Annotated in this window: 25 protein-coding genes; 11 read left to right on the top strand and 14 right to left on the bottom strand. The window is 68.2% G+C overall.

What is annotated here, in order from left to right:
* Positions 1–61 precede the first annotated feature (61 nt).
* Positions 62–757, top strand: coding sequence for a hypothetical protein (locus EDF39_RS15570; protein ID WP_123944551.1), 696 nt, complete (start codon positions 62–64; stop codon positions 755–757).
* Between the two features lie 42 nt (positions 758–799).
* Here the strand turns inward: EDF39_RS15570 and EDF39_RS15565 are convergent, their stop codons facing one another.
* The gene (locus EDF39_RS15565) at positions 800–2,008 is read right to left on the bottom strand and encodes an SLC13 family permease (RefSeq protein ID WP_255410132.1); all 1,209 of its coding nucleotides are present in this window, start codon (positions 2,006–2,008) and stop codon (positions 800–802) included.
* 52 nt (positions 2,009–2,060) lie between these two features.
* Between EDF39_RS15565 and EDF39_RS15560 the strand changes: the two genes are divergently transcribed.
* Complete coding sequence (locus EDF39_RS15560; protein WP_055958951.1) at positions 2,061–2,240, top strand: hypothetical protein; 180 nt, start codon at positions 2,061–2,063, stop codon at positions 2,238–2,240.
* Between the two features lie 81 nt (positions 2,241–2,321).
* Here EDF39_RS15560 and EDF39_RS15555 read toward each other — a convergent pair whose 3' ends face one another.
* Both EDF39_RS15555 and EDF39_RS15550 read right to left on the bottom strand, forming a co-directional pair.
* Positions 2,322–3,488 carry a mechanosensitive ion channel family protein gene (locus tag EDF39_RS15555; protein ID WP_123944547.1) on the bottom strand — a complete coding sequence of 389 codons (1,167 nt, stop codon included), beginning with the start codon at positions 3,486–3,488 and terminating at the stop codon, positions 2,322–2,324.
* Positions 3,489–3,507: 19 nt separating this feature from the next.
* Positions 3,508–3,744 carry a hypothetical protein gene (locus EDF39_RS15550; protein ID WP_123944545.1) on the bottom strand — a complete coding sequence of 79 codons (237 nt, stop codon included), beginning with the start codon at positions 3,742–3,744 and terminating at the stop codon, positions 3,508–3,510.
* A gap of 147 nt (positions 3,745–3,891) precedes the next feature.
* Between EDF39_RS15550 and EDF39_RS15545 the strand changes: the two genes are divergently transcribed.
* Positions 3,892–5,460 (top strand): amino acid permease, encoded by a 1,569-nt coding sequence (locus tag EDF39_RS15545; protein ID WP_123944543.1) that lies wholly within the window; start codon positions 3,892–3,894, stop codon positions 5,458–5,460.
* Between the two features lie 130 nt (positions 5,461–5,590).
* On the opposite strand, the gene EDF39_RS15540 is transcribed toward EDF39_RS15545, so the two are convergent.
* Positions 5,591–6,592: a patatin-like phospholipase family protein gene (locus EDF39_RS15540; protein WP_123944541.1), complete on the bottom strand. Its 1,002-nt coding sequence runs from the start codon at positions 6,590–6,592 to the stop codon at positions 5,591–5,593.
* A gap of 129 nt (positions 6,593–6,721) precedes the next feature.
* Between EDF39_RS15540 and EDF39_RS15535 the strand changes: the two genes are divergently transcribed.
* Together EDF39_RS15535 and EDF39_RS15530 are read left to right on the top strand one after the other, a co-directional pair.
* Positions 6,722–7,393, top strand: a complete 672-nt coding sequence (locus EDF39_RS15535) for a TetR/AcrR family transcriptional regulator (protein WP_123944539.1) — start codon at positions 6,722–6,724, stop codon at positions 7,391–7,393.
* Between the two features lie 90 nt (positions 7,394–7,483).
* Positions 7,484–10,099 (top strand): MMPL family transporter, encoded by a 2,616-nt coding sequence (locus EDF39_RS15530; protein WP_123944537.1) that lies wholly within the window; start codon positions 7,484–7,486, stop codon positions 10,097–10,099.
* Between the two features lie 136 nt (positions 10,100–10,235).
* Here EDF39_RS15530 and EDF39_RS15525 read toward each other — a convergent pair whose 3' ends face one another.
* From EDF39_RS15525 to EDF39_RS15505, 5 genes are read right to left on the bottom strand one after another with little or no spacing between them, the layout of a single operon-like run.
* Entirely contained in the window at positions 10,236–10,943 is a 708-nt protein-coding gene (locus EDF39_RS15525; RefSeq protein ID WP_123944535.1) for an anti-sigma factor, read from the bottom strand.
* Positions 10,940–11,464, bottom strand: a complete 525-nt coding sequence (locus EDF39_RS15520; protein ID WP_123944533.1) for a sigma-70 family RNA polymerase sigma factor — start codon at positions 11,462–11,464, stop codon at positions 10,940–10,942. Before EDF39_RS15520 ends, EDF39_RS15525 begins: the two co-directional genes overlap by 4 nt.
* Before the next feature lie 16 nt (positions 11,465–11,480).
* Positions 11,481–13,052: an FAD-dependent oxidoreductase gene (locus tag EDF39_RS15515; RefSeq protein ID WP_123944531.1), complete on the bottom strand. Its 1,572-nt coding sequence runs from the start codon at positions 13,050–13,052 to the stop codon at positions 11,481–11,483.
* Positions 13,049–14,005 (bottom strand): FAD:protein FMN transferase, encoded by a 957-nt coding sequence (locus EDF39_RS15510; RefSeq protein WP_123944529.1) that lies wholly within the window; start codon positions 14,003–14,005, stop codon positions 13,049–13,051. The genes EDF39_RS15515 and EDF39_RS15510 overlap by 4 nt, the downstream gene beginning before the upstream one ends.
* Positions 13,992–14,477 carry a hypothetical protein gene (locus EDF39_RS15505; protein ID WP_123944527.1) on the bottom strand — a complete coding sequence of 162 codons (486 nt, stop codon included), beginning with the start codon at positions 14,475–14,477 and terminating at the stop codon, positions 13,992–13,994. Before EDF39_RS15505 ends, EDF39_RS15510 begins: the two co-directional genes overlap by 14 nt.
* Before the next feature lie 342 nt (positions 14,478–14,819).
* Here EDF39_RS15505 and EDF39_RS15500 point away from each other — a divergent pair, with 342 nt between their 5' ends.
* From EDF39_RS15500 to EDF39_RS15485, 4 genes are all read left to right on the top strand, one after another.
* Positions 14,820–15,764 (top strand): MetQ/NlpA family ABC transporter substrate-binding protein, encoded by a 945-nt coding sequence (locus EDF39_RS15500; protein WP_123944525.1) that lies wholly within the window; start codon positions 14,820–14,822, stop codon positions 15,762–15,764.
* Positions 15,764–16,804 carry a methionine ABC transporter ATP-binding protein gene (locus tag EDF39_RS15495; RefSeq protein WP_123944523.1) on the top strand — a complete coding sequence of 347 codons (1,041 nt, stop codon included), beginning with the start codon at positions 15,764–15,766 and terminating at the stop codon, positions 16,802–16,804. The genes EDF39_RS15500 and EDF39_RS15495 overlap by 1 nt, the downstream gene beginning before the upstream one ends.
* Entirely contained in the window at positions 16,804–17,463 is a 660-nt protein-coding gene (locus EDF39_RS15490) for a methionine ABC transporter permease (protein ID WP_123944521.1), read from the top strand. The genes EDF39_RS15495 and EDF39_RS15490 overlap by 1 nt, the downstream gene beginning before the upstream one ends.
* A gap of 212 nt (positions 17,464–17,675) precedes the next feature.
* Positions 17,676–18,338 (top strand): SDR family NAD(P)-dependent oxidoreductase, encoded by a 663-nt coding sequence (locus EDF39_RS15485; RefSeq protein WP_123944519.1) that lies wholly within the window; start codon positions 17,676–17,678, stop codon positions 18,336–18,338.
* Between the two features lie 134 nt (positions 18,339–18,472).
* Here EDF39_RS15485 and EDF39_RS15480 read toward each other — a convergent pair whose 3' ends face one another.
* Positions 18,473–19,558 carry a GTP-binding protein gene (locus tag EDF39_RS15480; protein WP_123944517.1) on the bottom strand — a complete coding sequence of 362 codons (1,086 nt, stop codon included), beginning with the start codon at positions 19,556–19,558 and terminating at the stop codon, positions 18,473–18,475.
* 57 nt (positions 19,559–19,615) lie between these two features.
* Here EDF39_RS15480 and EDF39_RS15475 point away from each other — a divergent pair, with 57 nt between their 5' ends.
* Together EDF39_RS15475 and EDF39_RS15470 are read left to right on the top strand one after the other, a co-directional pair.
* Positions 19,616–19,738, top strand: a complete 123-nt coding sequence (locus EDF39_RS15475; RefSeq protein ID WP_055958990.1) for a ribosomal protein bL36 — start codon at positions 19,616–19,618, stop codon at positions 19,736–19,738.
* Positions 19,739–19,796: 58 nt separating this feature from the next.
* Positions 19,797–20,039, top strand: coding sequence for a hypothetical protein (locus tag EDF39_RS15470; protein ID WP_123944515.1), 243 nt, complete (start codon positions 19,797–19,799; stop codon positions 20,037–20,039).
* A gap of 93 nt (positions 20,040–20,132) precedes the next feature.
* Here EDF39_RS15470 and EDF39_RS15465 read toward each other — a convergent pair whose 3' ends face one another.
* The 4 genes from EDF39_RS15465 to EDF39_RS15450 form a co-directional block, all read right to left on the bottom strand.
* The gene (locus tag EDF39_RS15465; protein WP_123944513.1) at positions 20,133–20,981 is read right to left on the bottom strand and encodes an alpha/beta fold hydrolase; all 849 of its coding nucleotides are present in this window, start codon (positions 20,979–20,981) and stop codon (positions 20,133–20,135) included.
* Positions 20,982–21,074: 93 nt separating this feature from the next.
* On the bottom strand, positions 21,075–21,749 hold the full coding sequence (locus EDF39_RS15460) for an HAD family hydrolase (RefSeq protein WP_123944511.1): 675 nt from the start codon (positions 21,747–21,749) through the stop codon (positions 21,075–21,077).
* Between the two features lie 309 nt (positions 21,750–22,058).
* Complete coding sequence (locus tag EDF39_RS15455; RefSeq protein WP_123944509.1) at positions 22,059–23,348, bottom strand: glycosyltransferase; 1,290 nt, start codon at positions 23,346–23,348, stop codon at positions 22,059–22,061.
* Complete coding sequence (locus tag EDF39_RS15450) at positions 23,345–24,370, bottom strand: hypothetical protein (RefSeq protein WP_123944507.1); 1,026 nt, start codon at positions 24,368–24,370, stop codon at positions 23,345–23,347. The genes EDF39_RS15455 and EDF39_RS15450 overlap by 4 nt, the downstream gene beginning before the upstream one ends.
* Between the last annotated feature and the right edge of the window lie 47 nt (positions 24,371–24,417).

Raw genomic sequence — 24,417 nt, 5'->3', positions numbered from 1 at the left:
CGCGCCCGATCGCCGTGATTGCATTGTGGCGATCACGCACCATCACACGTCGGGAGATCTCGTGAAGAGCCGCGCATTCCTCACCCTGGGGCCGCTCGCCGTCACCGCGGCGCTCCTCCTCAGCGGGTGCGGCAGCGCACTGTCGCCCACCGGGATCGACTCGAACGGGACCGATTCGGCGCCAACCGTCACGAGCTCCGCCTCGGCGCTCGGTGCCGGTTTCTACGACCCCGACAAGCCGCCCGCGCCGGAAGGAACGCTCCGCCCCGAGCCCGGCTCGTGGGACGCCGTGCACCCGCCGGCCGGATACCGGGTCGTCCTCCTGTCGAGCGGAGACGACGCCGCGACACGAACGCTGGTCCGCTCCGTGAAGTCGTGGGCCTCCTCGGCTGATGTGAGGGTGACGCCCGTCGTCGCTTCGTCCGCTGACGACCGGCTCGCTGCCGTCACGAGAGCGGTCGAGAAGAAGGCCGACCTGGTGATCAGCGTCGGCAACGCCATGGTCGACCCGCTCGCCGCCCTCTCGCCCAGTGCCCTGCACCAGCAGTTCCTGGTGCTGGGCGCCGAGATCGCCGAGCCGACCTCGAACGTCACCGCGGCCGACTGGACCGGCGCCGGGTTCCGTGGCGAGGGTCTCGGCACCCCGAGCCACTACGACGCCTCGACGTTCACCGACGAGCGAGCGGGCCGGGCCTTGCGCGCGGGCATCGCCGCCGTGCTGAGCGACCTCAACGGCACTGTCGTGTGGGTGCGCTAGCGGATTCTTCGTTGACGTGACACGGCGGCGGAACGACGCCGACTAGAGGGCGACCAGCGCCAGGATCGACAGCGGCAGCATCACGACGGTGAGCACGAGGCCGGCGAGGATGAACCTCTTCCACGGCACCTCGACGTCGAGGGCGGCAAGTCGGCCGTGCCACAGCAGCGTCGCGAGCGAAGCCCACGGCGTCACGATGCAGCCGAGGTTGACGCCGATGAGGATCGCGACCAGCCGCAGCTCGGAGCCGCCGACCGGCTCGAGCGCCAGATAGGCGGGAAGGTTGTTGACGGCGTTGGCCGACAGGGCGGCGCCCCCCGACAGACGGAGCAGCGACCCGAAGTCGTCGCCGGTGCCCACCAAGTCGCCGAGCAGCCGAGCAAGCCCGAGCGCCTGAGCGGCCGCCACGACGAGGAAGAGACCGGACGCGAACAAGAGCGTTCCCCACGGCACCAGCGTGAGCTTCAATGCGGCCCGGCGCCGGATCGCGAACGCCACGACGAGCACGAGAGCGGCACCCGCCGCCGGAATCCAGACCTCGATGCCCGAGACCAGAGCCGGAACGAGCAGCACGACGACCACGGCCGCGACGACGAAGAGCGGCCGGTCGGAGGCGGGTTCGGACGAGACGGCCGGAAAACGCCCCGACAGCTCACGCCGGTAGCGGATCGCGATGGCGACGACCGGGACGAGGATCCCGACCGCCGCCGCAGGGCCGACCAATGCCGCGTACGAGAGTGGTGCGGGGTTGCCGAGCGCATGCACGGCCAGCAGGTTGGTCAGGTTCGACACCGGCAGCAGCAGCGATCCGCAGTTCGCGATCCAGATGGCTGTGAAGGCGAACGGGAGCGGCGACGCTCCCACTCGGCGGGCGACGAGCACGACGACCGGTGTCAGCAGCACCGCGGTCGTATCGAGCGACAGAAAGACGGTGCAGAGCACGGAGAGCACGACGACCAGCAGCCAGAGCACCCACACTCGGCCCAGCGAGAAACGGGCTGCGGCGCTGGCGAGCCGGGAGAACAGGCCCGCCTCGGCGGCGAGGTCGGCGACGATCGTCAGACCGATCACGAAGCCGAGGACGGGGGCGACACGGTCGAGGAGTTCGACGAGGGCGGAGGGCGACAGGATTCCCGTGAGCGCGGCGACGATGCCGACCACAGCGAGACCCGCGCCGATGAGGGCTGTCTTCATGAGAATTGAAACCCTAGTGGGTTGCGGTGTCTGGGGCGGACAGCGGTGATCGGGCAGGACGGGCGTGGGTCCGGGTACGCTCGGAATTCCTCGACTTTAGGAGTACTGCGTGCGCAAGTTTCTTTTCAACGGAGCCATCATCAGCGCGGCGTTCAGCGGCTTCAGCGCGCTGAAGGCCACGAAGAGCGGTCCGCGTGACTGGCGCCTCGTGCTGCTCTGGGTCGCCTGGGCCGCATCGACCGCGATCGCGGTCGGCAACGTCGTCGACGCGGCCAACGACGCCGACTGATCCAAGCGAGCGAACCGACGCGGTTCGGCCGAATCGACGTGGCGCGCCAGGTCGGTTCGGCCAGACCGCGTCGTTATGCGGCTAGACCTCGTCGCGATCGATCACGGGAATGGACGTCGTGAAGAGCGCGGCCCGGTCGGCGTCGGCGTTCTCGCCGGTGAAGAGGGCCGACTCCCCCGCGGTCGACTTCGGCTTCGCGCCGCGCGGTGTGGCCTCCTGCTCGACCATCTGCACCCGGGTGCGCGGCATCGACTGCGGACTGTGCTCGTGCATCCACGAGATCAGCTCCTCGCGCACCAGGCATCGCAGGTCGAACAGCGAAGCCGAGTCGACCGCAGACACGAGAATGCGCACGTGCACGAAACCGCCCACGGCGTCCGTCACCTGCAGCACCTTCACGCGCTGATCCCACAGCTCGGTGGAGTCGAGAATCCGGTCGAGCTCCTGTCGCATCGATCCCGGCGTCACTCTCCAGTCGAGGTCGAAATCGACCGAGCCGAGCAACTCCGAGTTGCGCCTCGTCCAGCTCTGGAACGGGGTCGTCGTGAAGTACGTCGAGGGCAGCACCATGCGGCGGTCGTCCCAGATGTGGACGACGACATAGGTGAGGGTGATCTCTTCGATGCGGCCCCACTCGGTCTCGACGACCACGACGTCGTCGACCCGCAGCGCATCGCTGAAGGCGAGCTGGATCCCGGCGAAGACGTTCGCGAGAGTCGACTGGGCCGCGAGACCGGCGATCACCGAGACGAGGCCGGCGCTTGCCAGAACGCTGGCGCCGACGGCCTCGACACCCGGGAATCCGAGCAGGATCGCGCCACCCGCGATGATCACGATCAACGCGACCGTCAGACGCCGGATGATCAGCACCTGTGTGCGCAGACGCCGGGCGACCCGGTTATCGGGCTGATCGAGACGGTAGCGGGCGAGCCCGAGGTCTTCGAAGAAGATGGCCAAGGATCCGATGAGCCACGCCACGACGACGATCAACAGGCACCGGAACACCTGGGCCACGATCTCGTGCCCCGGGTAATTCGGTGCCACGTCGTCCATCGACAGCGAGAACGCGATCCACACGAGGGCCACCAGCAGGGTCACTCGGAACGGCCGACGCACCCGTGCGACGAGGCGCGACGCCCACTCCTCCCTCTTCGCGACGAGCTTGAACACGAGGGAGACGATCGCCGACACCACGAAGGCGATCACGACGGCCGCGGCAACGGACAGGACGGGCTGTAACCAGGTCATCGACCCAGCCTACGGAGTACTAGATCGAGCGAGGGCGCAGCCGCAGAGCCTCGAGCGCCAGGCCGCGAGTCGCGTAGGTTCCGACGAGCTGAGCGGATGCTAGATGTACCCCGCGGAGGGCGGCGAAGCCGTTCCACTGGGAGCGGACGTAACCGAGCACCTGGCCGGGAACGGAGACCTGCGCGAGGTCGTCGGAGAGAGCGCGAGTGCTGATGGAGACGGGGCGGCGCGGCCGGTCGAGGGGAGCTAGTGACACGCTCATCAACCTAGTGACGGCGTCTTCGAGAACGCCCGTTTTCTCCAAGACGTTTGCCGGGTTGTCACCCGGTGCCCGCTGAGAACCACCCCGCGGATCCTGAAATGCCGACTGGCGGTGAGCCTGGAATACTTGTACCGTGCCGCAATGACGACCCCCACCACGGGGGGCACTGGCTCCCCGAAAAACGCAGCCGGCCCCGACAGCACGGCGAATGACGAGTTCGTCGCCCAAGACTTCTCGCACGAGCAGGAGGGCTTCCATCAGGGCCTGAAGCCGCGCCAGTTGCAGATGATCGCCATCGGCGGCGCGATCGGCACCGGGCTGTTCCTCGGCGCCGGCGGGCGCCTCGCAACGGCGGGCCCGGCCCTCGCGATCGTGTTCGCCATCTGCGGCGTGTTCGCGTTCTTCATCCTGCGCGCGCTCGGCGAGCTGGTGCTGCATCGCCCGTCGTCCGGCTCGTTCATCTCGTACGCCCGCGAGTTCTTCGGTGAGAAGTTCGCCTACGCGGCCGGCTGGATGTACTTCTTGAACTGGGCGATGACCGCCATCGTCGACACCACCGCTGTAGCCCTCTACCTACAGTACTGGAGTGCCTTCACGTCGGCGCCCCAGTGGCTTCTCGCGCTCATCGCGCTGGCCGTGGTGCTCAGCCTGAATCTCGTGGCCGTGAAGGTCTTCGGCGAGATGGAGTTCTGGTTCGCTCTCATCAAGGTCACGGCCCTCGTGATCTTCTTGATCATCGGCGTCGTCTGGCTCGCCGCAGCGTTCCCGGTCACGCAAGACGGCAACAGCATCGACACCGGTCTCGCCGTGCTCCGCGACAACGGAGGCATCCTCCCGAAGGGTCTGCTCCCGGCCGTCCTGATCATCCAGGGCGTCGTGTTCGCCTACGCGGCGATCGAGCTCGTCGGCACCGCGTCGGGTGAGACCCAGAACCCCGAGAAGGTCGTGCCCCGGGCGATCAACACGGTGATCATCCGCATCGCCGTCTTCTACGTCGGCTCGCTCGTACTGCTCTCGCTCCTCCTCCCCTACACGTCGTACAAGGCGGGTGAGAGCCCGTTCGTCACCTTCTTCGGCAGTCTCGGCAACCCCCAGGTGGGTGAGATCGCCGGCTCGATCATGAACTTCGTCGTGCTGACCGCGGCTCTGTCGAGCCTCAACGCCGGCCTGTACTCGACCGGCCGCGTGCTGCACTCGATGGGCATGAACGGCTCCGCACCGAAGTTCACGACGGTCATGTCGAAGGGCGGGGTGCCCTACGGTGGAATCCTGCTCACTGCGGCGATCACCCTTCTCGGCGTGGGGCTCAACGCGATCGTGCCAGACCAGGCGTTCGAGATCGTGCTGAACGTCTCAGCGCTCGGCATCGTGACGGCCTGGGCGACGATCATCCTGTGCCAGATGAAGTTCCGCCAGTTCGTCAAGGAGGGCAAGGCGAAAGCGCCCACCTTCCGGATGCCGGGTGCGCCTTACACCTCGTGGATCACCCTGGCGTTCCTCGTCGCAGTGCTGGTGCTGATGGCCATCGACTGGCCGATCGGCACCATCACGGTCGCCTCGCTCGTGATCATCATCCCGCTGCTGATCCTCGGCTGGTTCTTGCAGCGCGACCGGATCCTGCAGATCGCCGCGATCCGCGAGGGCGTCACCGGCCCCTTCCCCATCACCGGACGCGACCCGGGCCAGCAGGCGAAGCGCGACGGCGAGTAGATCTCTGACCCCCATCTCCGAATTTGAAGGAGAAACAGCGCCCGGCCGACGACTTCATGCCGATCGGGGGCCGCTGCCTCGCGTTTTTCCTTCAAATTCGGGCGGGGCGGGGCGGGGCGGGGCGGGCGGGTCAGGCGTCTCGGGGCACCCCGGCAATGATCGAGGCGTAGTCGCCGGCCTTCCACTTCTCGTAGTCCCAACAGCGCACGAACTTCTCGCCCGCATCGACTCCGCGCCGATACAGCACCTCCTTGTCGGCGGCCGACAGATCGAACTGGATCGAGGAGTACCCGGTCGTGTCGACGAAGACGGTGCGGGAGGCGAACGAAGGATCCGCGACATAGACGCGATCATGCGCACCGATCAGGGTCCGTGCGACCGACACCGCGAACGCGAAGATCGAACGCGCCTCCCCGGGTTTCTCGGCGCCTGCCGCCTCGCGGGCGGACAGCTTGATGCCGAGGGTCGGCCAGCGCGCCGATCGCCCGTCGTGCCGGTCGAAGATCGCGATCGGGTAGTTGGAGAGGAGCCCGCCGTCGACGACGAGGGCACGGCCGAGCCGCTTCGGCCGGAAGAAGAAGGGAATCGACGCGGACGCGGTGACGGCATCGGCGACGAGCATCGTGTCGGGGTCGACGCCGAGCTGATCGCTGACGTCCCACGGCACGCGCAGCATGCGGCCGGCCGAGACGTTGGAGGTGACGACGACGAGCCGGTAGCGGCGCTCGGCAGGGAGGGCGCTGTCGGGATCCTCGTCTCTCAGATCGGCCCATTTCGTCACACCCTTCGCCGCGAGCTTCTCCGCGATCCACGTGTGGAGAAATGCGGTCCGGTACAGTCCGCGACGGAACACCAGGCCGAAAGCGGCACCGACTGTGGCGGCTCCGGGAACGACACGCCAGGGAAGCGGCAGATCGCGGAAGCGGCGGAAGTCGAGTTCGTCCATGACGGTCTTGAGCTCTCCGGCCGAGTACCCGGCGGCCAGGAGCGCGGCCACGATGGCTCCGGCGCTGGAACCGGCGTAGCGCTGGAACACGTAGGGGTCGTCGCCGGACTGGAGGGCCGCGACCGCGCCGACCAGACCGGATCCTTTGACTCCCCCACCTTCGAGGACGAGATCGGCCATTGGCATGGGCTGACGATCGCCCACAGCTAAGGATCTGTCAACTGCTGGTCAAGGGAGAGCAATATCGACGGGGTCTTCCTGCGAATCGCATGCATGCTCGTGCACTCGGTGCATCGATGCACCTAGTGTGAACAGGTGCCCGACGCTCGCCCCTCATCCGCTGCCCCGGTGACCACCGCACCCGATCGCCGAGCGGCCCTCAAGGCACGACACCGTGCGGCCATTCTCCATGCTGCCCGGTCGCTCGTCGCGGAACGCTCCGGGCCCTTCTTCAGCGCCGACGAACTGGCCGAACGGGCTGACATCGCCCGGCGCACCGTGTTCAACCACTTCGCGTCGATCGACGAGATCCTCCTGACGCTGTGCGCCGAGATCCTCGACGTGATCATCGACGACTTCGTGTCGGCCGTCGCGACCCGGCCGGTCGGAGCCGACACGCTCCTCGCCCTGTTCGACGAGATTACTGCCAGCCTCGAGTCGACCGACCTGCCGGCGACGATCGCCAGCATCGGCAGCCTGCTCGGCGCGCCCGACGTCGACGATCCGCGCGGCGACACGCTCAGCGACGAGGCGTTCACCCGAGTGGCCGAGAGGCTGCTGGTCGAAGCCTCCCGCCGCCACCCCGGGGTCGACGACCTCGACGTCGAGATCCTGGTCCACTCGCTGATGAGCGGCGTCCTGGTCATCGCGAAACGCTGGGTGCTGCTCTGCGGCGTCCGGCTCGACGACGACTCGCGAAGCCAGTGGCGACACCTGTTGAACCGCCTCACGAGCACACTCCGATCCGGCTACTCTTCGGGCTCCTGACCTATTCGTCCGTCGCCAGACGGCTCCCCGGGGTTCACCGGCGCACCCCACCTCCTCCACCGCACAGAACTGAAAGGCTCGGGCTCCACAATGGCCGGTCTCCTCTACCGTCTCGGGCGCTTTTCGGCGCGCCGACACTGGGTCGTCATCGTCGCCTGGATCGTGATCATCGGGCTCGCCGGTGTCGGGTTCTCGCTCTTCAAGGGCACGATCTCGTCGTCGATCAGCATTCCCGGCACGGCCACCGAGAAGGTGACGAACCAGCTCGCCGACGAGTTCCCGAAAGCGTCGGGCGGGTCGGGCAGCGTGGTCTTCGAGACCGACGACGGCAAGGCGTTCACATCGACCGAGAAGTCGGACATCTCGGCGTGGCTGAAAGACGTCGGCGACATGTCGGGAGTCAAGGCGACCACTGATCCGTTCACGACGCAGGCGCAGCTCGACGACGGCAAGCAGAAGATCGTCGATGGTCGTGCGCAGATCGCCGATGCGAAGACGACCCTCGCCGACTCGCAGGATCAGCTCGACGCCGGCACGACCCAGCTCGCGGGCGCCCAGAAGCAGCTCGACTCCGCGGTCGCTCAGGCCAAGGCCGCCGGTCAGTACGCGGCCGCAAAGGCCCAGCTCGACCAGCAGCAGTCGGTGCTCGACTCGCAGACCGCGACCCTCGAGGCCAACCAGAAGAAGATCGATGAGGGCACCGCCAAGCTCGAGGCCCAGAGCACCACGCTCGAACTGAACTCGAAGGTGCTCGACCTCTCGTCGAACATCCGCTTCGTCTCGAAAGACGACACCACCGCCGTCGGCTCCGTCCAGTTCACCACCGGAACCTACGAGGTCGACCCCGACCTCAAGACCGCGATCGTGGAGAAGTCCGACAAGGGCATCGACGACGTGCACGTGTACGTCTCGAGCGACATTGCCGCGGGCGTGCCGAGCATCGTGGGGCCGGGCGAGGTGGTCGGCGTGATCGTGGCGGCGATCGTGCTGCTGATCATGCTGTCGACCATCATCGGCGCCATCCTGCCGCTCCTCAGCGCGGTCGTCGGACTGGGCGCATCCGTGCTCGGCGCCATGGCGTTCTCGGGCGTGGTCGAGTTCAACTCGGTCACGACGGTGCTCGGCATCATGCTGGGTCTCGCCGTCGGCATCGACTACTCCCTCTTCATCCTGAACCGGCACCGCAACCAGCTCAAGCAGGGCATGGAACTGCACGAGTCGATCGGCCTCGCCAACGGCACCTCGGGTAACGCCGTCGTCTTCGCCGGCTCGACCGTGATCGTGGCGCTCCTCGCGCTCAACGTCACCGGCATTCCGTTCCTCGGCCTGATGGGCACGGTTGGCGCTGCGGCGGTTCTCGTGGCAATCCTGGTGGCAATCACGTTCACGCCGGCGATGCTCTCTCTGGTGGGCATCCGGATCCTGCGCAAGAAAGAGCGCGCGGCCATCGGCAACACCGGCTCGACCCGGGTGCCGAACTCGCCGATGAAGACCTGGCGCGCCGTCGTCACCCTCATCGTCGGGGTCGTCGTGCTCGGTGTCGTCGCCCTGCCCGCCATGCAGATGCGGCTCGGCCTGCCCGATGGTTCGTCGGAGGCCACCGATTCCAGCCAGTACAAGGCCTACAAGGCCCTTGAGAAGGAGTTCGGCGCCGGACAGAACAGCCCGCTCGTCGTCGTGGCGAATCTGCCCGAGAAGGCGACCGGCGACGACCTCCTGAAGCAGGAGATCACGGTCGGCGATGCCATCTCGGCCAAGAGCGACGTGTCGGCGGTCGTGCCGATCGGCGCCTCGAACGACGGCACGCTCGTGGCGTTCCAGGTCGTGCCGAAGGGCGGCCCGTCGAGCGAATCGACCGAGACCCTCGTGCACGCTCTGCGCGACATGTCGCCCGTCACGTCCGACTCCGGTGACATCACCCTCGGTGTCGCGGGCAACGCCAGCGCCAACATCGACGTCTCGGAGAAGCTCGCCACCGCGCTGCCGATCTACCTCGTGCTCGTGGTTGGACTGTCGCTGCTGATCCTGATCCTCGTGTTCCGCTCGATCCTCGTGCCGCTCACCGCGACCGCCGGCTTCGTGCTCTCACTGCTCGCGACCTTCGGCGCCCTCACCGCGGTCTACCAGTTCGGCTGGGCCAGCGCAGTGTTCGGCGTGCACGACCCCGCCCCGATCCTGAGCTTCCTGCCCGTGATCGAGGTCGGTGTGCTGTTCGGTCTCGCGATGGACTACCAGCTGTTCCTGGTGTCGGGCATGCGGGAGGCGTACGCCCACGGCGCCCCCGCCAAGATCGCCGTTCAGCGCGGCCTCTACGCCGGTCGCGCCGTCGTGACGGCCGCGGCGATCATCATGATCTCGGTGTTCTCCGGCTTCATCTTCTCGGAGTCGTCGACGATCCGCCCGATCGGCTTCGGGCTCGCCTTCGGTGTGCTCCTCGACGCCTTCGTCGTGCGCATGTTGCTGATCCCGGCGGCGATGCACCTGCTCGGCAAGTCGGCCTGGTGGTTCCCGAAGTGGCTCGATCGCATCGTGCCCGACGTCGATGTGGAAGGCGCGAAGCTCGAGCGCTCGCACCCCGATGCCGAGACGGCTGGCGAGGGATCCTCGGCCGCTCCGGGCTCGCATGCTCACGCTCACGCCGCACCGGCACCCGTCGACGCGCCGAGCTCGGCGCCGCACGAGCCGCACCCGAACCACCGCGCCTAGCAAGGCCTAGCCGCTCCCTGCTTGCAAATTCGAAGGAAAAGCACCCCGCCGGAACCGGAAACATCAGGATCCGGCGGGGTGCTGCACGCGTTTCCCCTTCAAATTCGGAGGCGGCAGCGACGACGCAGGGCGCGAGCTATTCGAAGTGACGCGTCGCGAGCGGCACGGTGCTGCCCGTCACGGTAATCGACACGGCCCGGATCGACGCCGCGGGAATAGCGGTCGCCGCAGTCAGACCCGTCGCCTTTCCGCCGATCGCCTGCCACGAGGCCACGACGGTCTGGGCGCCGCTGTCGTCGGTCACGAGGAGGTCGTACGACCCCGATCCGCCCTTCCACGCCGTGGCATACGAGCACTCCCAGTCGAGACGCGAGCCCCACTTCGTCGAGGCGAGGGCGATGTCGGCGGTGACTTGGCTTCCGCCCGCGGGCGTCATGGCGGCAGAGGGTTCCGAGGATCCTGATGCCCCCGCCGTGAGGCCTCCCAGCGTGTAGCCGCCGACGACCAGCGCGACGACCGCCGCGGCCGCGACGAGGCTCGCTCCGACACGGCGGCGACGTCGACGGGCCGAGACGCGAGCAGCGAGTGCCTGCACCGTGCAGGTGCCGGCGGCGACGTCGTGGGTCGGCTCGTCGTCGAGCAGCGCCAACGCCTCGTCGACCGAGATCGATCGGAGCAGGCCGGGAAGACGGGCGAGATCGGCGACGTCGTCGCGCGCCGCCGGGTGCTCGTCGAGGTACGCCTCGTATTCGAGACTCTCGGCGGGGGTCAGCGCTCCGAGCACGTACGCGGCGTCCCAACGCCTCGGATGATCTCCGGGAACCGATTCGGGGTGATTCGTCATTGGGTCACTCCTCGTTCTTGCAGTGCCAGCCGGAGGGCCCGCAGGCCGTAGTGCAGGCGCGATTTGATCGTTCCCTCGGGAACGCCGGCCTGCGCGGCCAGCTCGGCAATCGGCAGCCCTAGGTGATAGGCGCCGATCACGACGGCCCGATGCTCGCGGCTGAGCGATTTGAGGGCGTCTTGCAGCAACCACTTCGACAGGCTGGCGTCGGTCTCGTCCGGGCTGGCGCGCTCGGGCACGAGCTCCGACTGGATCTCATGCCGACTCCTGGCGCTGCGAGCTTCGTCGACCGAGAGGTTGCGCGCGACGGTGAACAGCCACCGGCGCGCGGCCAGGTCGTCCGATTCGAGCAGCGAGTGGTTCTTCCAGAGCCGCAGCAGCGACTCCTGCACGATGTCTTCGGCGAGAGCGGGATCGCTGGTGAGCCGGGCGACGTACCGGTGGAGCGCGGGCGCATGCGCGTCGTGGACCGCCTGGAGCAGCGCTCCGCGGTCGCCGAGCGGCGTTCGTTTCTCGGGCATGGTCGCCTCCTGTGTCTCAGTATCCGGTGAAGGCGTCGGTGACGACGCGTTTCACACCCGAGGAGCGCAGGATCCGGCGCACGCCGCTCACGAGCCGCGGCGATCCCGCCACGTAGGCGCGCCTCGACCCGGCGTCCGGCACGGTGCTCTGCAGCAGGTCGGTGGTGAGGGGCCCGCTCCCGCCGTAGGTCCACCCGGCGGGAAGCGCCGACGGGCTCTCCGCTGCAAGAAGGACGCCGCGGAGTCGACCGCCGAGGGGCAGCTCGTCGAGGTAGGCGGCCTCGTCGGGCGTCGACACCGAGTAGATCACCACGGCGTCGGTGGAGGCAGACCGGGCCTGCACGTCGCGAAGATGACTGACGAACGGAGTGATGCCGATGCCTCCGGCGACGAGCAGGAGCGGAACCGTCTCGTCGCGCGGCAGGAGGAAGTCGCCGCCCACGAGGGTTCCGGTGACTCGCTCGCCGGGGTCGAGGTCGAGCAGCCGGGTCTTGAAGCTGCTCGAACGATCAGCGGTCTTGATGCCGAAGCGGACGACGTCGCGCTCGGAGGGCGGCGACACGATGCTGAAGGTGCGTCGCTGACCCCGGGTGTCGGCACCGGAGTGCGGCAGGCCGAGCTCCAGGTACTGGCCGGCCTGGAAACGGATCGGCTTCCTGGGGCGGAACGACAGCTCCCAGCTCGACGGCGACAGTCGACGCCGCTCGACGAACTCCAACCGCACACCGCGGCGCTGCCCGACGGCGAACGCCAGGATGTTCCCGATGACGAGGGCGAGCTCGTAAGTGCCGTAGAGCGGACCGAAGTGGAACGGAACGGCGAAGAGCACGCCGACGACCACGGCCAACGCGAGCTGCTGCCAGCGACGGGGCGGCAGGGTCAGGGGCTCGGTCAGCATGAATCCGGCGAAGAACACGATCGGCGACGAGAGCACGGCCGCCGAGAGAGCCGCCGACAGCGAACTGCCGAACGACAACCCGGCGAGGGCCACGCCGACCGTGGCAACCACGACGAAGACGGCTCCGAGCGGCAGCTTGCGGGTGCGGTGAAGAATGACGAGGGCGGCCACGAGAACGACCGGGAGCAGAGCCGGAGCGCCGACCCACCACCCGGGGAAGGCCGCCGGCAGCGCGACGCTGATCACGACGGCGGCGAACGCGGCCGGGTTGACCACGTGGCGTCCGCGAACGGCCAGCAGGTACTTGGACGCCGAGGCAATCACGCCGGCGAGGGCGACCGCTCCCACGCTGAGGGTCGTCATCGACGGCTGGAAGAGCAGCAGCAGGATGAGCCCCGTGACGAGCGACGACTCGGTGTGCGGTCGGACGCGGAAGACCAGCGCGAACAGCCGATTGCTGACGAGCGTCGCGACGACGACCGCCGCGCCGTTCGCCAGAATCGCGAGGGGCTCGTAGGCGATGAGCCCGGCGGCGCTCGTCACGAGGGCGGCCGCGACCACGACCAGCAGTGCGATGAGCACGAGCCGGTACATGGTGACGCGGGCGGTGACGGAGTCGAGCCAGGTCGAGAGGCTCCGGGGCGATCGGCCGACCGACGCCCGGGCCGCGGAGGGCGAGGTGGCGGTCATGCGAAGAGCACCGCCTCGAACGCGGGAGAAGCCTCGACGACCGGGCCGCGGAGGATCCTGAGCCCCTCGAACCGATCACCGACCCCCGCGGCTCGCAGCTCGTCGACTCCGCCGAAGAACAGCGCCGTCGCCAGACCGTCGGCCTCGAGCGCCGTCGGCGCCAGCGCCCAGGTGGCGAGAACGTCACGGGTCGGCTCGCCGGTGCGCGCGTCGAGGATGTGGTGGAGACCGTCACCCCAGGTGCGGCGGTTCGGCGCCGAAGCGGCCAGTGCGGCGTTGTCGAGTTCGATGACGCCGATGGCGAGCGACGGGTCGTCGGGGTGCTCCAGGGCGACCCGGGCCGGCGTGGCACCACGGTGCAGCAGGTCTCCCCCGGCATCGACGACGTACTCGTCGACCCCAAAGGACCGAAGGATCCCGGCCACCAGATCGACGAGGTAGCCCTTGCCGGCCGCCCCGATGTCGAGCATCACGGGCTCGCGGGTGGTGAGCACGCGGCCGTCCCAGGTCGCCGCGTCGCTCCAGGCGGGAACGCCCACCGGGTCGGCCGACGCGACCAGCGAGTAGGCGGCGTCGTAACCGAGACCCTCGAGGCGGCGCCCCACCAGGGGGTTGACGCTGCCGTCGGTCGCGCGGTCGAGCCGGGCGTAGAGGTCGAGCAAGGGCGCAGCATCGGCCGGAAGGACGTACTGCCCCGGAGTGCGGGCGATCGCGCTCACCAGCGAGTCGGCACGGAAACGCGACCAGTCGCGGTCGAACCGCTCGATGCGCTCGGCGACCGCGCGGCGCACGTCGGCGGGGAGCGCGCGGTCGGTCGTGATGTGCCACACGGTGCCGATCGCCTCGAAGCGATGCCGTCCGATCGCGTCGAGAACGGCCGGTGCGTCGAGCTCTGCGAGCACGGCCGGTGCCTCGAGCACGTCCGGTGCCTCCAGCACGTCAGGCCTTGGCATCGGTCTTGATCTTGCCGAGGGCGTCGGCGAAACCCTGGCTGGTGAGCGACGAGCCCGCCACGTTGGTGACGTTGAGGTCGTCGATCTTCTTGCCGACGACGGCGTCGCCGATGCCGCCGATGAACTTGTTCTGGTACTGCGTCGCGGTCGGATCGGCCTTGACGGTCTTCACGGTGACGGCCTTGACCGCGTCGCTCGCGATCACGAGGTTCACGCTGATGACCTCTTTGCCGCCGGGCGACGAGTAGGTGCCCTGCTCGGTGTACGAGCCGTCTTTGTAGGCGCCGGATGTGGTGGCCGTGCCGCTCGTAGCGCCAGAACCGGCCGCGGGCGTGGTGGCGGTGGCGGCCGGGGCGGATCCTGCGGTTCCTGATCCGGCGTCGGCGGTGCCGGTGCTGGCGCATCCGGCGAGCACGCCGATCGCCGAGAGGCCGGTCATGGTCAGAAGTGCTGCTCGGGTACGGGGGGCCATCGGGGTCTCTTCTCGTCTGGGGCGGACTACTGTCACCCGTACGACGAGGTAGCGCACCGGAAGGTTCACACAAGGCGGATTTTGTTTTTGATTCCGATTCCGATTGCGATTCCGAATTCGAAGGAGAAACCTGCGGCCGGCAACGCAGACATCAGGATCCGGCGGGGTGCGGCGCGCGTTTCTCCTTCGAATTTGCAGAGGGCACCGCCGTGTTACGCGGTGAGTCAGCGCGATTGGGCCTCGCCGGGAGCAGCGGGCAGGGTTGAGGCCTCGGATCAGCACGAGACCATTCCCCGCTCACACCGGGCTCCGCCGCCCCGCCCCGCATCGAAAGAGGCCCCCATGTCTGCACCCCAGCTCCCCGCCCGCGAGCGAAGCCGTCGACCGCTCGTGACCGGCATAATTGCGGCGATCGTCGTGATCGCCGTCGTGATCGTGCTCATCGTCGTTAAGCGCTCGATCGCCACCGACGACAGCGCCTCGGGTGCCGCACCGAAGACCGTCTCGATCGGTGTCGCCGATGCCTCCGAGCCGTACTGGAAGACCTACTCGACCCTCGCCAAAGACAAGTACAACGTCACGATCAAGCTGGTGAACTTCTCCGACTACAGCCAGCCCAACCCGGCACTCAGCCAGGGGCAGACCGACCTCAACGAGTTCCAGCACATCCAGTACCTGGCCAACTACAACGTGACCACCGGGAGCGACCTGCAGCCGATCGGCGCCACAGCCGTCTACCCGCTGCCGCTTTACTCGACGAAGTACTCCACGCCGTCCGAACTCCCCGAAGGTTCCAAAGTCGCGATCCCGAACGACGCCGTGAACGAGGCTCGCGGCCTCCTGGTGCTCCAGGCCGCCGACCTAATCACACTGAAAGACGGAGGTAACGCCTTCTCGACCGTGACCGACATCGAGACGAAGAAGGTCGACGTCACGGCCCTCGACGCTTCGCAGACCGCCAACGCCCTCAAGAGCAACTCCGTCGCCGCCGCCATCGTCAACCAGAACTTCGCCACTCAGGCCGGGTTCCAGAAAGACGAGGCGATCTTCAAAGACGACCCGTCGTCGACGAGCGCAGCTCCCTACGTCAATGTCTTCGTCGCCCAGAACAAAGACAAGAACAACTCCCTCTACCTCGACCTCGCGAAGCTCTACCACACGGCCAGCGTCGAGAAGGGGGTCCAGGAGGCCAACAACGACACTGCGGTGTTCCGCGACACCTCCGCCGCCGACCTGCAGAAGGAGCTCGCCACAGTCGAGTCCGACGCGAAAGCAGCAGCGAAGTAGTGACGTCTGCGGTTTCGACTCCGCTCGTCCGGCTCGAGGGTGTCAGCAAGGTCTACGACACCCCGGCCGGGCGGCGCACTGCGGTCGATGACGTCTCGCTCACGGTCAACGAGGGCGAGATCGTCGGCGTGATCGGCTACTCCGGCGCCGGCAAGTCGACGCTGGTGCGGTTGATCAACGCGCTCGAGCTCCCCACGAGCGGGCGGGTGTTCGTTGGCGACAGCGAGCTGACCGCCCTACCCGAGCGGTCCCTCCGTGCGGTGCGGCAGGGCATCGGCATGATCTTCCAACAGTTCAACCTGTTCCGCTCGCGCACGGTCGCCGGCAACGTGGCGTACCCGCTACGCGTGGCGGGCCTCGGCAAGGCGGAGCGCGATGCCCGCACCGCCGAGCTCCTCGACTTCGTCGGCCTGCTCGACCGTGCCCACAGCTACCCCGAACAGCTCTCGGGCGGCCAGAAGCAACGCGTCGGCATCGCACGGGCTCTCGCCACCAACCCCCGACTGCTCCTCGCCGACGAGGCGACCAGCGCTCTCGACCCCGAGACCACCGCCGATGTGCTCGCGCTGCTGAAGAAGGTCAATCGCGATCTCGGCGTGACGATCATCGTCATCACCCACGAGATGGACGCCATCCGCGCCATCGCCGACCGTGTCGCCGTGATGGATTCCGGCCGCATCGTCGAGAGCGGACCGGTCTACGACGTGTTCTCGAAGCCGACGACGCCGGCGGCCGCCCGCTTCGTCCGGTCGGTTCTGCAGGACCGCCCCTCGCCCGAGACGCTGACGCGCCTTCGGCAGAACCACGACGGCAGGATCGCGACGGTGCAGGTCGCCGAGATTCCCGGCTTCATCGGGGTGGTCACCTCCGCATTCACGGGCCAGGACGTCGCCGCCGACCTCATCTTCGGTGGCATCAGCGAATTGCAGCAGCGACCGGTCGGCGCCTTGACCTATGAGCTCAGCGGTGACGACGCCCGGATCGACGCGGCCCTCGCCGACCTCACCGCGCGCGGCATCGACTGGATCGAGGAGAACTGATGGACTTCTTCCTCAGCAACACCGACGTCTTCATCACGGCGATCGGCCAGACCCTGTTCATGGTGGTCGTGTCGATCGTGGTCGCCGGGATCCTCGGTCTCGCCCTCGGTATCGGCCTGTACGTGTTCCGCCCCGGAAACCTCCTGTCGAACCGCGCGGTCTTCACCGTGCTCAACGTCGTCGTGAACATCGTGCGCCCGATCCCCTTCGTGATCTTCATCGCCGCGATCCAGCCGCTCACGACCCAGGTCGTCGGCACCACGATCGGGCCGAACGCCGCCGCCTTCGCGCTGTCGCTCGCCGCCGCCTTCGCCGTGTCGCGGATCGTCGAGCAGAGTCTCGTCGGAATCGACCCCGGTGTGATCGAGGCCGCCCGCGCGGTCGGCGCGGGGCCGGTGCGGATCATCTTCACCGTGCTGATCCCGGAGGGGCTCGGGCCGCTGATCCTCGGCTACACGTTCATCTTCGTGGGCATCGTCGACATGAGCGCGCAGGCCGGGATCCTTGGCGGCGGCGGGCTCGGCGACTTCGCCGTGGCCTACGGTTCGCAGCGCTACAACTGGCCGGTCGTGTACATCACGGTGGCGGTGATCGTCGTGATCGTGCAGCTCGGTCAGTTCGCCGGGAACGCGCTGGCACGGAAGGCGCTGCGCCGCTGACCTCGGGCTGCTCCCCCCTCGGGCTACTCCCCCTCGGGCTGCTCCCGAATTTGAAGGAGATCCGTGCTGCAGACCCCGGCGAATCCTGATGTTTGTGTTCCTGGGCTCGGGTTTCTCCTTCGAATTTGCACGCGGGGGCTGGGGCCAGCTCTCGGGCGGCACCCAGGCGAGCGACTACCGTCGACCGCCGATCCACTCGAAAGGACACCCACGTGACCACCATCGCCATCATCGGAGCCGGCCCGGGGCTCGGAGCAGCGGTCGCCCGCCGCTTCGGCCGCGAAGGCTTCTCCATCGCCCTCATCTCGCGCAACCAGAGCCGTCTCGACGACCTCGCCGCCACGCTGACGTCGGAGGGACTCACCGCCCAGGGATTCGCTGCCAACGTGCGCGACACCGCATCCCTTCAGGCCGCGCTCGTCAATGCCACCGAGCAGCTCGGTCCGATCGAAGTGCTCCAGTACAGCCCGCTTCCGGCCAAGGAGTACATGCGCCCCACACTCGAGACGGTCGCCGACGATCTGGTCGGGCCGATCGAGTTCTCGGTCTACGGGCCGGTGACGGCGGCTCGGCAGGTGTTGCCTGGCATGCGTGCGCTCAAGGGCGGCACGATGATCTTCGTGAACGGCGCCAGCGCAGTGCGTCCGCGCGACGCCGTCACCGGCACATCGGTCGCGTTCGCCGCCGAGAGCGCCTACGTCGAGCTGTTGCATGAGGCTGTCGCTCCCGAGAACATCCACGTCGCTCAGCTGATCATCCCCCGCGGGATCGGTGGCGGCGAGCCCTCGCACGAGCCGGCCACGATCGCCGACACGATCTGGGGGCTGCACTCCGAGCGCGGGGAGTTCCGCACCTACGTCGCTCCCCTCGACTGACGCTTCGCGCCGGGGCGCTGCCGAATTCGAAGGAAAAACCTCGGGGCGACCCCCGCCGATCGGCATGAAGTGGCAGGCCGAGGCGCGTTTTTCCTTCAAATTTGCACGGGCCGGGCGATAAGGGGCACCGCCGCTCAGTGCCGGTGCGGCAGCTCCCACGCGGGCAGCGGATCGTCGAACCGCGCCCAGAGCATCGGGCCGCCGAGCAGCTCGTCCGGCGTGAGCAGACAGCGTCCGAGTTCGTCGGTCAGCGCAGCGGCGTCGAGGTCTCGCCCGTAGAACACCAGCTCCTGCCCGAGCGGCGCGTCCGAATCCCAGCTGTCGATCGAAGTCGGATCGAGCGAGAACACGTCACCGGCCGAAGCCCAGGATCCGACGGCGAACGGTCTCGAGGCCAGTCGCGCCAGTCCGCGCGAGCGCAGGATCGATCGGGGTCGCTGCCCGAATTCCGCGGCGACCGCCTCGGCCAACCGCCCGGGGTGGAACGGCAGCGGCTCGCGAAAGACGACCGCGTCGATGCCGGTGGAGGCCCGCCCGAGCAGGTTGCCGTCGGAGAGCTCGCGTTGCCACCCGAGATTCTGCGCCAGTAGCGCTGCCGCCCCCGGCACGACGGCCGCCGCTGGACGCCGAGCCTGGGTCGCGCGTTCGACCGGGACGATGCGGGCCACGACGTTGAGTCGCCGCAGCAGGCCAAGCGTCTCGTTCAGGAGCGACGGCGAGATACCGCTCGTATCTGTGACCACCAGCAGGGTCGCGTATTCGATCTGTGCTGCCAGGCGCTCGGCGGTGTCGTAATCGGGGCGTGCGGGATCCTCGTCCCTCTCCGCGAAGAGCCAGGCGCGAACGTCGAGGAGCGAGACCACCGTGACGATGTCGCGCACGAGCACCGGAGTCTCGTCCGGTTCGCGTGCGTCGCAGACACCTCCGACGACGAGGCCGACCTGGACGGGATCCGCCCGCGACGGGAGATGCACGACGATGTCGCCGCAGAGGCCGTGGTCGACCTGGCTGAGCAGGTCGTCGATCAGGTCAGCGGCAAAAGCCGCGCTGTCGGCGGGGATGTCGGCGACAGGGCTCTCGTCGGGGAGGTCCCACCCGATCTCGGCGACGCTCTCGGCGACGTCGACACTCGCCCCGGTGAATGCCCGAGCGAGGTCGCCTGCCGCCCGAGGTCGCAGCGAGCTCAGGAGCGTGAGGTGAAGAGGGCGAACTGTGCGCATGAAAGCCACCTTAGGTGATAATGGTTATCACTTAGCCATTTCACCGAAGGGAACACCATGAAGGTCCGCAACTCGCTCGCGTCGCTCAAGAAGCTGCCCGGGGCGCAGGTCGTCCGCCGTCGCGGACGGACGTTCGTCATCAACAAGCTGAACCCGCGCGGCAAAGGACGTCAGGGCTAGGAGCAGACTCGGTATCGGGCGGCATCACGGTCGCCCGAGGAGCACACCGGGAGGCACCGTGTCCGAATACAGCTACCAGGGCCCAGCAGACATCGACCGCGCGATCGGATTCTTCGTCGCACTCGACGACGCCCAGCGCAACGCCCTCGAGGTGCTGCAGATCGACCAGGTGCTCGAGGAACTCCAGGGCGAATACACGAAGGCAACGGCTGACTCGTCGTACCGGCCGAGCGACGACTTTCTCGCCCGGCTCAGCGGCTACCTCGAGCGAGCCGACGACTGGGACGCCTCGGTCGCCTAGGGCTTAACCACGTCGATCCAAGGAATTCCCGTTCGATCCATCGCCTGCGATGAAGGGAACGGGAATCCTTGGATCGATTCGCGTCGGGCGGGTCTACTTCGCCAGGAACGCCAACACGTGCTCGTTCCACTCGTCTTTGTGGCTCACGGTGACACCGTGGGGAGCGCCCTCGATGACGACGAGCTCGCTGTTCGCAACGGCCTCGTGAGTGCGCTTGCCGCTTACCTCGAACGGGACGATGGCGTCGGAGTCGCCGTGGATGACGAGCGTCGGCACGTCGATCTTGGTGAGGTCGTCGCGGAAGTCCGTCGTGGCGAAGGCAACGGTGCAGTCGAGGGTGCCCTTGGGCGAGGCCAGCTCGGCGATCGCCAGGTTGTAGGCGACCTGCTCGTCGCTCACGAGCGGCTTGTTGATCAGCGACGGCTTGCCGGCCGTGAAGAACATCTTGACGAACTCGTTGAGGAACTTGGGTCGGTCGCCCACGATGCCGTCGTGGAACCACGCGGCGAGATCGTCGTCGACGCCACCCTCGGGGTTGTCGCTCGCCTTGTAGAGGTACGGCGGCACGGCGCTCGCGAAGACGAGCTTGGCGATGCGCTCGGTGCCGTAGAGGCTGACGAAGCGGGCCAGTTCACCGCCGCCCATCGAGAAGCCGATGAGGGTGACGTCCTGCAGGTCGAGCTCGTCGAGCACAGCCTTGAGGTCGGCGGCGAAGGTGTCGTAGTCGTAGCCGTTCCACGGCTGCGACGACTGGCCGAAACCGCGGCGGTCGTAGGTAATGACGCGGTGGCCGGCCTCGACGAGGGCGGGAACCTGGCCCTCCCACGAGCGACCGCTCAGCGGCCAGCCGTGGATGAGGACGACGGGCTTGCCCTGGCCGTAGTCCTCGTAGTGGAGGTCGACTGCAGGGCCAGAGGCCTGGGGGACGGTGAGGAATGGCATAGAGTGCTCCTTCGCGTAGCAGGGATGGTGGGTCTGAACGTACGCCGCGAGGGATCCTTCGCTCCGATGTGTCGCGGAGGATTGTCCCCCGGGCTACAGGCCCGGGAAGGGCTCCGTCAGGTCGGTCAGCACGGCGTCGGCGCCGGCGTCATGCAACTCGTCGGCCGAGAAGTGCCCGGTCGCGACACCGATACCCTGAGCCCCGGCGGCTTGCGCCGACGTGATGTCGTGCGGGGTGTCGCCGACGACGAACACCTCGTCGGGCTGCAGATCGTGACCGACGAGCAGCGAGGCCTTGCGGATGGCGGCCCGGGTGGCCTCGTCGCGATCGGGCGAGTCGGATCCGTAGCCGCCGAAGACGAAGTAGCGGCCGAGGCGCCCCGGCTCCATCTTCGTGCGGGCCGCGCCCTCCATCGCTCCCGAGATGACGCCGAGGACGACTCCGGCCTCGGTGAGGCGAGAGAGCAGGTCATCCACACCCGGCTCGACGCGATATCCGTCGGAGGTGCGGATGTCGTCGGACAAATGCCAGAGGTAGCGGGAATAGAGCTTCGACAGCTCGTCGGGGCGCGGCGTGCGGCCGAGGACGCCCTCGAAGGTCTTGCTACCGACCTCGGGGTCGGTCTCTCCGGACGACGTGTGCGCGCCGATGTCGGCCGGGATGTCGTACAGGTCGAGGAACGCCGCCTTCCAACTGCGGCCGCCGGATCCTCCGGTGTGGACGAGGGTCTCGTCGATGTCGAACAGGACGGCGAGGGGTTTCTTCATGCCTTCGGGTCTACTCCCCCGGGGCCGAGCGAAGCGGGCTGCGAGGTCGTGGTTCGGGCCTCGGGTCGGGGCGGTCGGGGTCGCGCTGGCCCGGGTCGGGCAACTTCCCAGCACGTTTTGCGCCGCTTCGAATGCGACGCGAATCGAAACGAACACGTCGGGCTGGGGTTCGATTCCTATCAAATGTGACACGAATCAAAACGGGCAGGGGCACTCGCGATTCGATTTCGATCACATTTGATGCGGCGCAAAACACCTCCAGAGAGAGTCGCCTCCCCGCGCGGGACACGCTGACGCCGGGCGCGCCCGCTACCCCCAGCCGCCGAGATACGCCTCGACGTCGACCGCGGCAGGGTCGAGCGCCGCGACGCCGGGCAGCACGACCGACGCACGCTCGAACAGGTCGTCCTGCCCCCAGCGAGACGCCCGGGCAGCGGCCCGCGTCGACCGCACGACGCAGAGCGGCTCGCCGTCGTCGGCATCCACGACCTCCAGCGATCCGAGCGACTCGGCGCCGAGCCGGACGACGGCCTCGGCGAGCGCGGAGCCCCTGACTCGGAGGGGGCGGAGGACGTCGACGAGGATCCTGCACATCGCACTCGACGAACCGCCGCCGGGCAACCCGGCCAGCGGCAACGCCTCGGCCAGCGAGTCGAGCGTGACGAACCACGCGGCATCCCACCCGGTGACCTCCTCAGGCGCAGTGACGCCATCGGGCACGGAGACGAGCACATCGGCGAAACGTCCGCGCAGCCCGCGAGGCCCCGACCCCGGCACCGGGATCAGCTCGGCGAGCCGCACTGACTCCTCGTTCTTGCGCGCGAGCGCCGCTTCGGGGCGCCCCGACCACTCGGGTCCGTCGTGCCAGGCGATCGCCGTCGGCACGTGGGCGAGAACGGCGCCGGCGAGCCAGGCGCGGTAGGCCCACTCCCAGTCCTCTCCCCCGTAGCGGTCGAATGATTCGTCGAAGCCGCCGCTGGCGTCGAACAGCTCGGCGCTGCAGGCGACGACCGCGCCGATCACGAACCGGTACGAGCGGTCGTCGGCGTCGAGCAGGTTGCGGCTGCGGGCGTAGGCGTCGTCGAGCCAGCGCGGGGCGGGCAGCGCGAGCAGCGGCGCGTCGACTTCGATGCGTGCGTCGGCGTCGACCTCGTCGAACACGGCATGCAGGCGGCGTCCGACCGTCACGACGTCGGGTGCGAGCGCCGGAAGCCTCGTCAACTCGGTCAGATACGACGGCTCGGGCGCGGTATCGGCATCGAGAAAGCACAGGATCCGGCCCGATGCCCGAGCCACCCCCGCATTCCGGGCGGCTGCGAGCCGGAACCCGCGGTCCTCCTGCACGATGAGGATGACTCCGTCCGGCACAGTCGGCGGCGTGATCGATCCGTCGTCGACCACGATGATCTCGAGCCGCTCGGGCGGATGGTCCTGTCTCTGCAGCGCGAGGAGCGTTCGGTCGAGCTGGCTCTGCTGCTCGTAATGGGCGATGATCACCGAGACGAGGGGTGGCTCGTCCGGTCGCACGCCGTCGAGACGGTCCCAGTCGTTCCGCGGCAGAGCGATGCCCCGGGGCCTGGAAGCGGCGGAGGGTGTCACCACGCGATGCTCTCCCACCAGGTGAGGTACGAGGCGGCGGCATCATCGAGCGTCGGCCCGATGGGGTGGCCTGGGTGGAGGAACGTGGACGCCGGATCCTGATGTCTCGCCTGTATCGCGTCGGCCAGGTCATCGAGGGCGGTCAGATGCAGGGTTCCGGGGCGCAGTGCGGCCATCTCGCGGGTGTAGCGGGTGTCGACCACGATGGGTCTCCGCCCCTGCTCGGCCCAATCGAGGAGCGAGCGCGACGCCGAGTAGTGCCGGTGCGCGACCAGGGGGATGCCCGCGGTGACGCAGCGTGCACGGTACTCGGCGGGTTCGAGGTAGCCGGTTACCGTGAAGTCGACGCCCAGTTCGGTGGCTCGGGCCGCGAACCGGTCGGCTTCGACCTCGTGCCCGGGCGAGATGCCACCGAGGGCCGTGACCGATGCCGACGCGCCGGTGCGCGCCGACACGAGGGCGGCCGCCTCGATTGCGTCGTCATGCCCCTTGCCCGGGTAGACGTAGCCGGCGAGGAGCACTTCGAGGGCGCCCGGTGTCGGCGGGACTTTCGGAGTAGGAGGCGACAGGGGGTGACGGGTGCCCAGCGGGATCACGGACACCCGCAGGTCGGCACCGAGATGCTCGTGCACGAGTGACTCTTCGTGGTGGCTGTTGACCACCACGCCGGCCGCTGCGTCGGCTATAGCCCGATAGGCCGTCGACCTCCGGGCCACGTTGCGCTCGCCGTCGGAGGCCTGAGGGACATCGTGGAGTGTGACCGTGACCCGCCCGGCCCCGAGGAGGCGCACTACGCGGGCGGTCGCCTCCTCTAGCGTGGCGCCGTAGAGACCGTCGGTGACGTGCAGGTGAACGCGGCCGTAGCGATGGATGAGCGCCTCGGCAGCGTCAGCCGAGTCGACATGGTGGACGTCCCCACCCGTCTGTAGTCGAGCCACCGCCTCCGCCGTCTCTCGGGCGTATTCCGTGACCCCGTGGTGGAGTGGGCCGACAAGGATCTGGGCGGGAGGTGAAGTAGACACTCGGGCGAACCTTGCACGGCCACTGGCCCTTCGTCAATGGGGTAGAC

It is taken from the genome of Frondihabitans sp. PhB161, assembly GCF_003814635.1.
In the GTDB taxonomy this organism is placed as follows: domain Bacteria; phylum Actinomycetota; class Actinomycetes; order Actinomycetales; family Microbacteriaceae; genus Frondihabitans.
Note: the sequence above shows the minus strand (reverse complement) of the source record. Positions and strands in the feature narration are given on the sequence as shown.

Excerpts from the sequence above, each read along its gene's own strand:
- EDF39_RS15520 (WP_123944533.1), bottom strand. The coding sequence starts at position 11,464 with ATGCCCGAGAAACGAACGCCGCTCGGCGACCGCGGAGCGCTGCTCCAG.
- EDF39_RS15540 (WP_123944541.1), bottom strand. The coding sequence starts at position 6,592 with ATGCCAATGGCCGATCTCGTCCTCGAAGGTGGGGGAGTCAAAGGATCC.
- EDF39_RS15505 (WP_123944527.1), bottom strand. The coding sequence starts at position 14,477 with ATGGCCCCCCGTACCCGAGCAGCACTTCTGACCATGACCGGCCTCTCG.
- EDF39_RS15490 (WP_123944521.1), top strand. The coding sequence starts at position 16,804 with ATGGACTTCTTCCTCAGCAACACCGACGTCTTCATCACGGCGATCGGC.
- EDF39_RS15545 (WP_123944543.1), top strand. The coding sequence starts at position 3,892 with ATGACGACCCCCACCACGGGGGGCACTGGCTCCCCGAAAAACGCAGCC.
- EDF39_RS15525 (WP_123944535.1), bottom strand. The coding sequence starts at position 10,943 with ATGACGAATCACCCCGAATCGGTTCCCGGAGATCATCCGAGGCGTTGG.
- EDF39_RS15515 (WP_123944531.1), bottom strand. The coding sequence starts at position 13,052 with ATGACCGCCACCTCGCCCTCCGCGGCCCGGGCGTCGGTCGGCCGATCG.
- EDF39_RS15475 (WP_055958990.1), top strand. The coding sequence starts at position 19,616 with ATGAAGGTCCGCAACTCGCTCGCGTCGCTCAAGAAGCTGCCCGGGGCG.
- EDF39_RS15530 (WP_123944537.1), top strand. The coding sequence starts at position 7,484 with ATGGCCGGTCTCCTCTACCGTCTCGGGCGCTTTTCGGCGCGCCGACAC.
- EDF39_RS15465 (WP_123944513.1), bottom strand. The coding sequence starts at position 20,981 with ATGCCATTCCTCACCGTCCCCCAGGCCTCTGGCCCTGCAGTCGACCTC.
- EDF39_RS15460 (WP_123944511.1), bottom strand. The coding sequence starts at position 21,749 with ATGAAGAAACCCCTCGCCGTCCTGTTCGACATCGACGAGACCCTCGTC.
- EDF39_RS15510 (WP_123944529.1), bottom strand. The coding sequence starts at position 14,005 with ATGCCAAGGCCTGACGTGCTGGAGGCACCGGACGTGCTCGAGGCACCG.
- EDF39_RS15500 (WP_123944525.1), top strand. The coding sequence starts at position 14,820 with ATGTCTGCACCCCAGCTCCCCGCCCGCGAGCGAAGCCGTCGACCGCTC.
- EDF39_RS15555 (WP_123944547.1), bottom strand. The coding sequence starts at position 3,488 with ATGACCTGGTTACAGCCCGTCCTGTCCGTTGCCGCGGCCGTCGTGATC.
- EDF39_RS15480 (WP_123944517.1), bottom strand. The coding sequence starts at position 19,558 with ATGCGCACAGTTCGCCCTCTTCACCTCACGCTCCTGAGCTCGCTGCGA.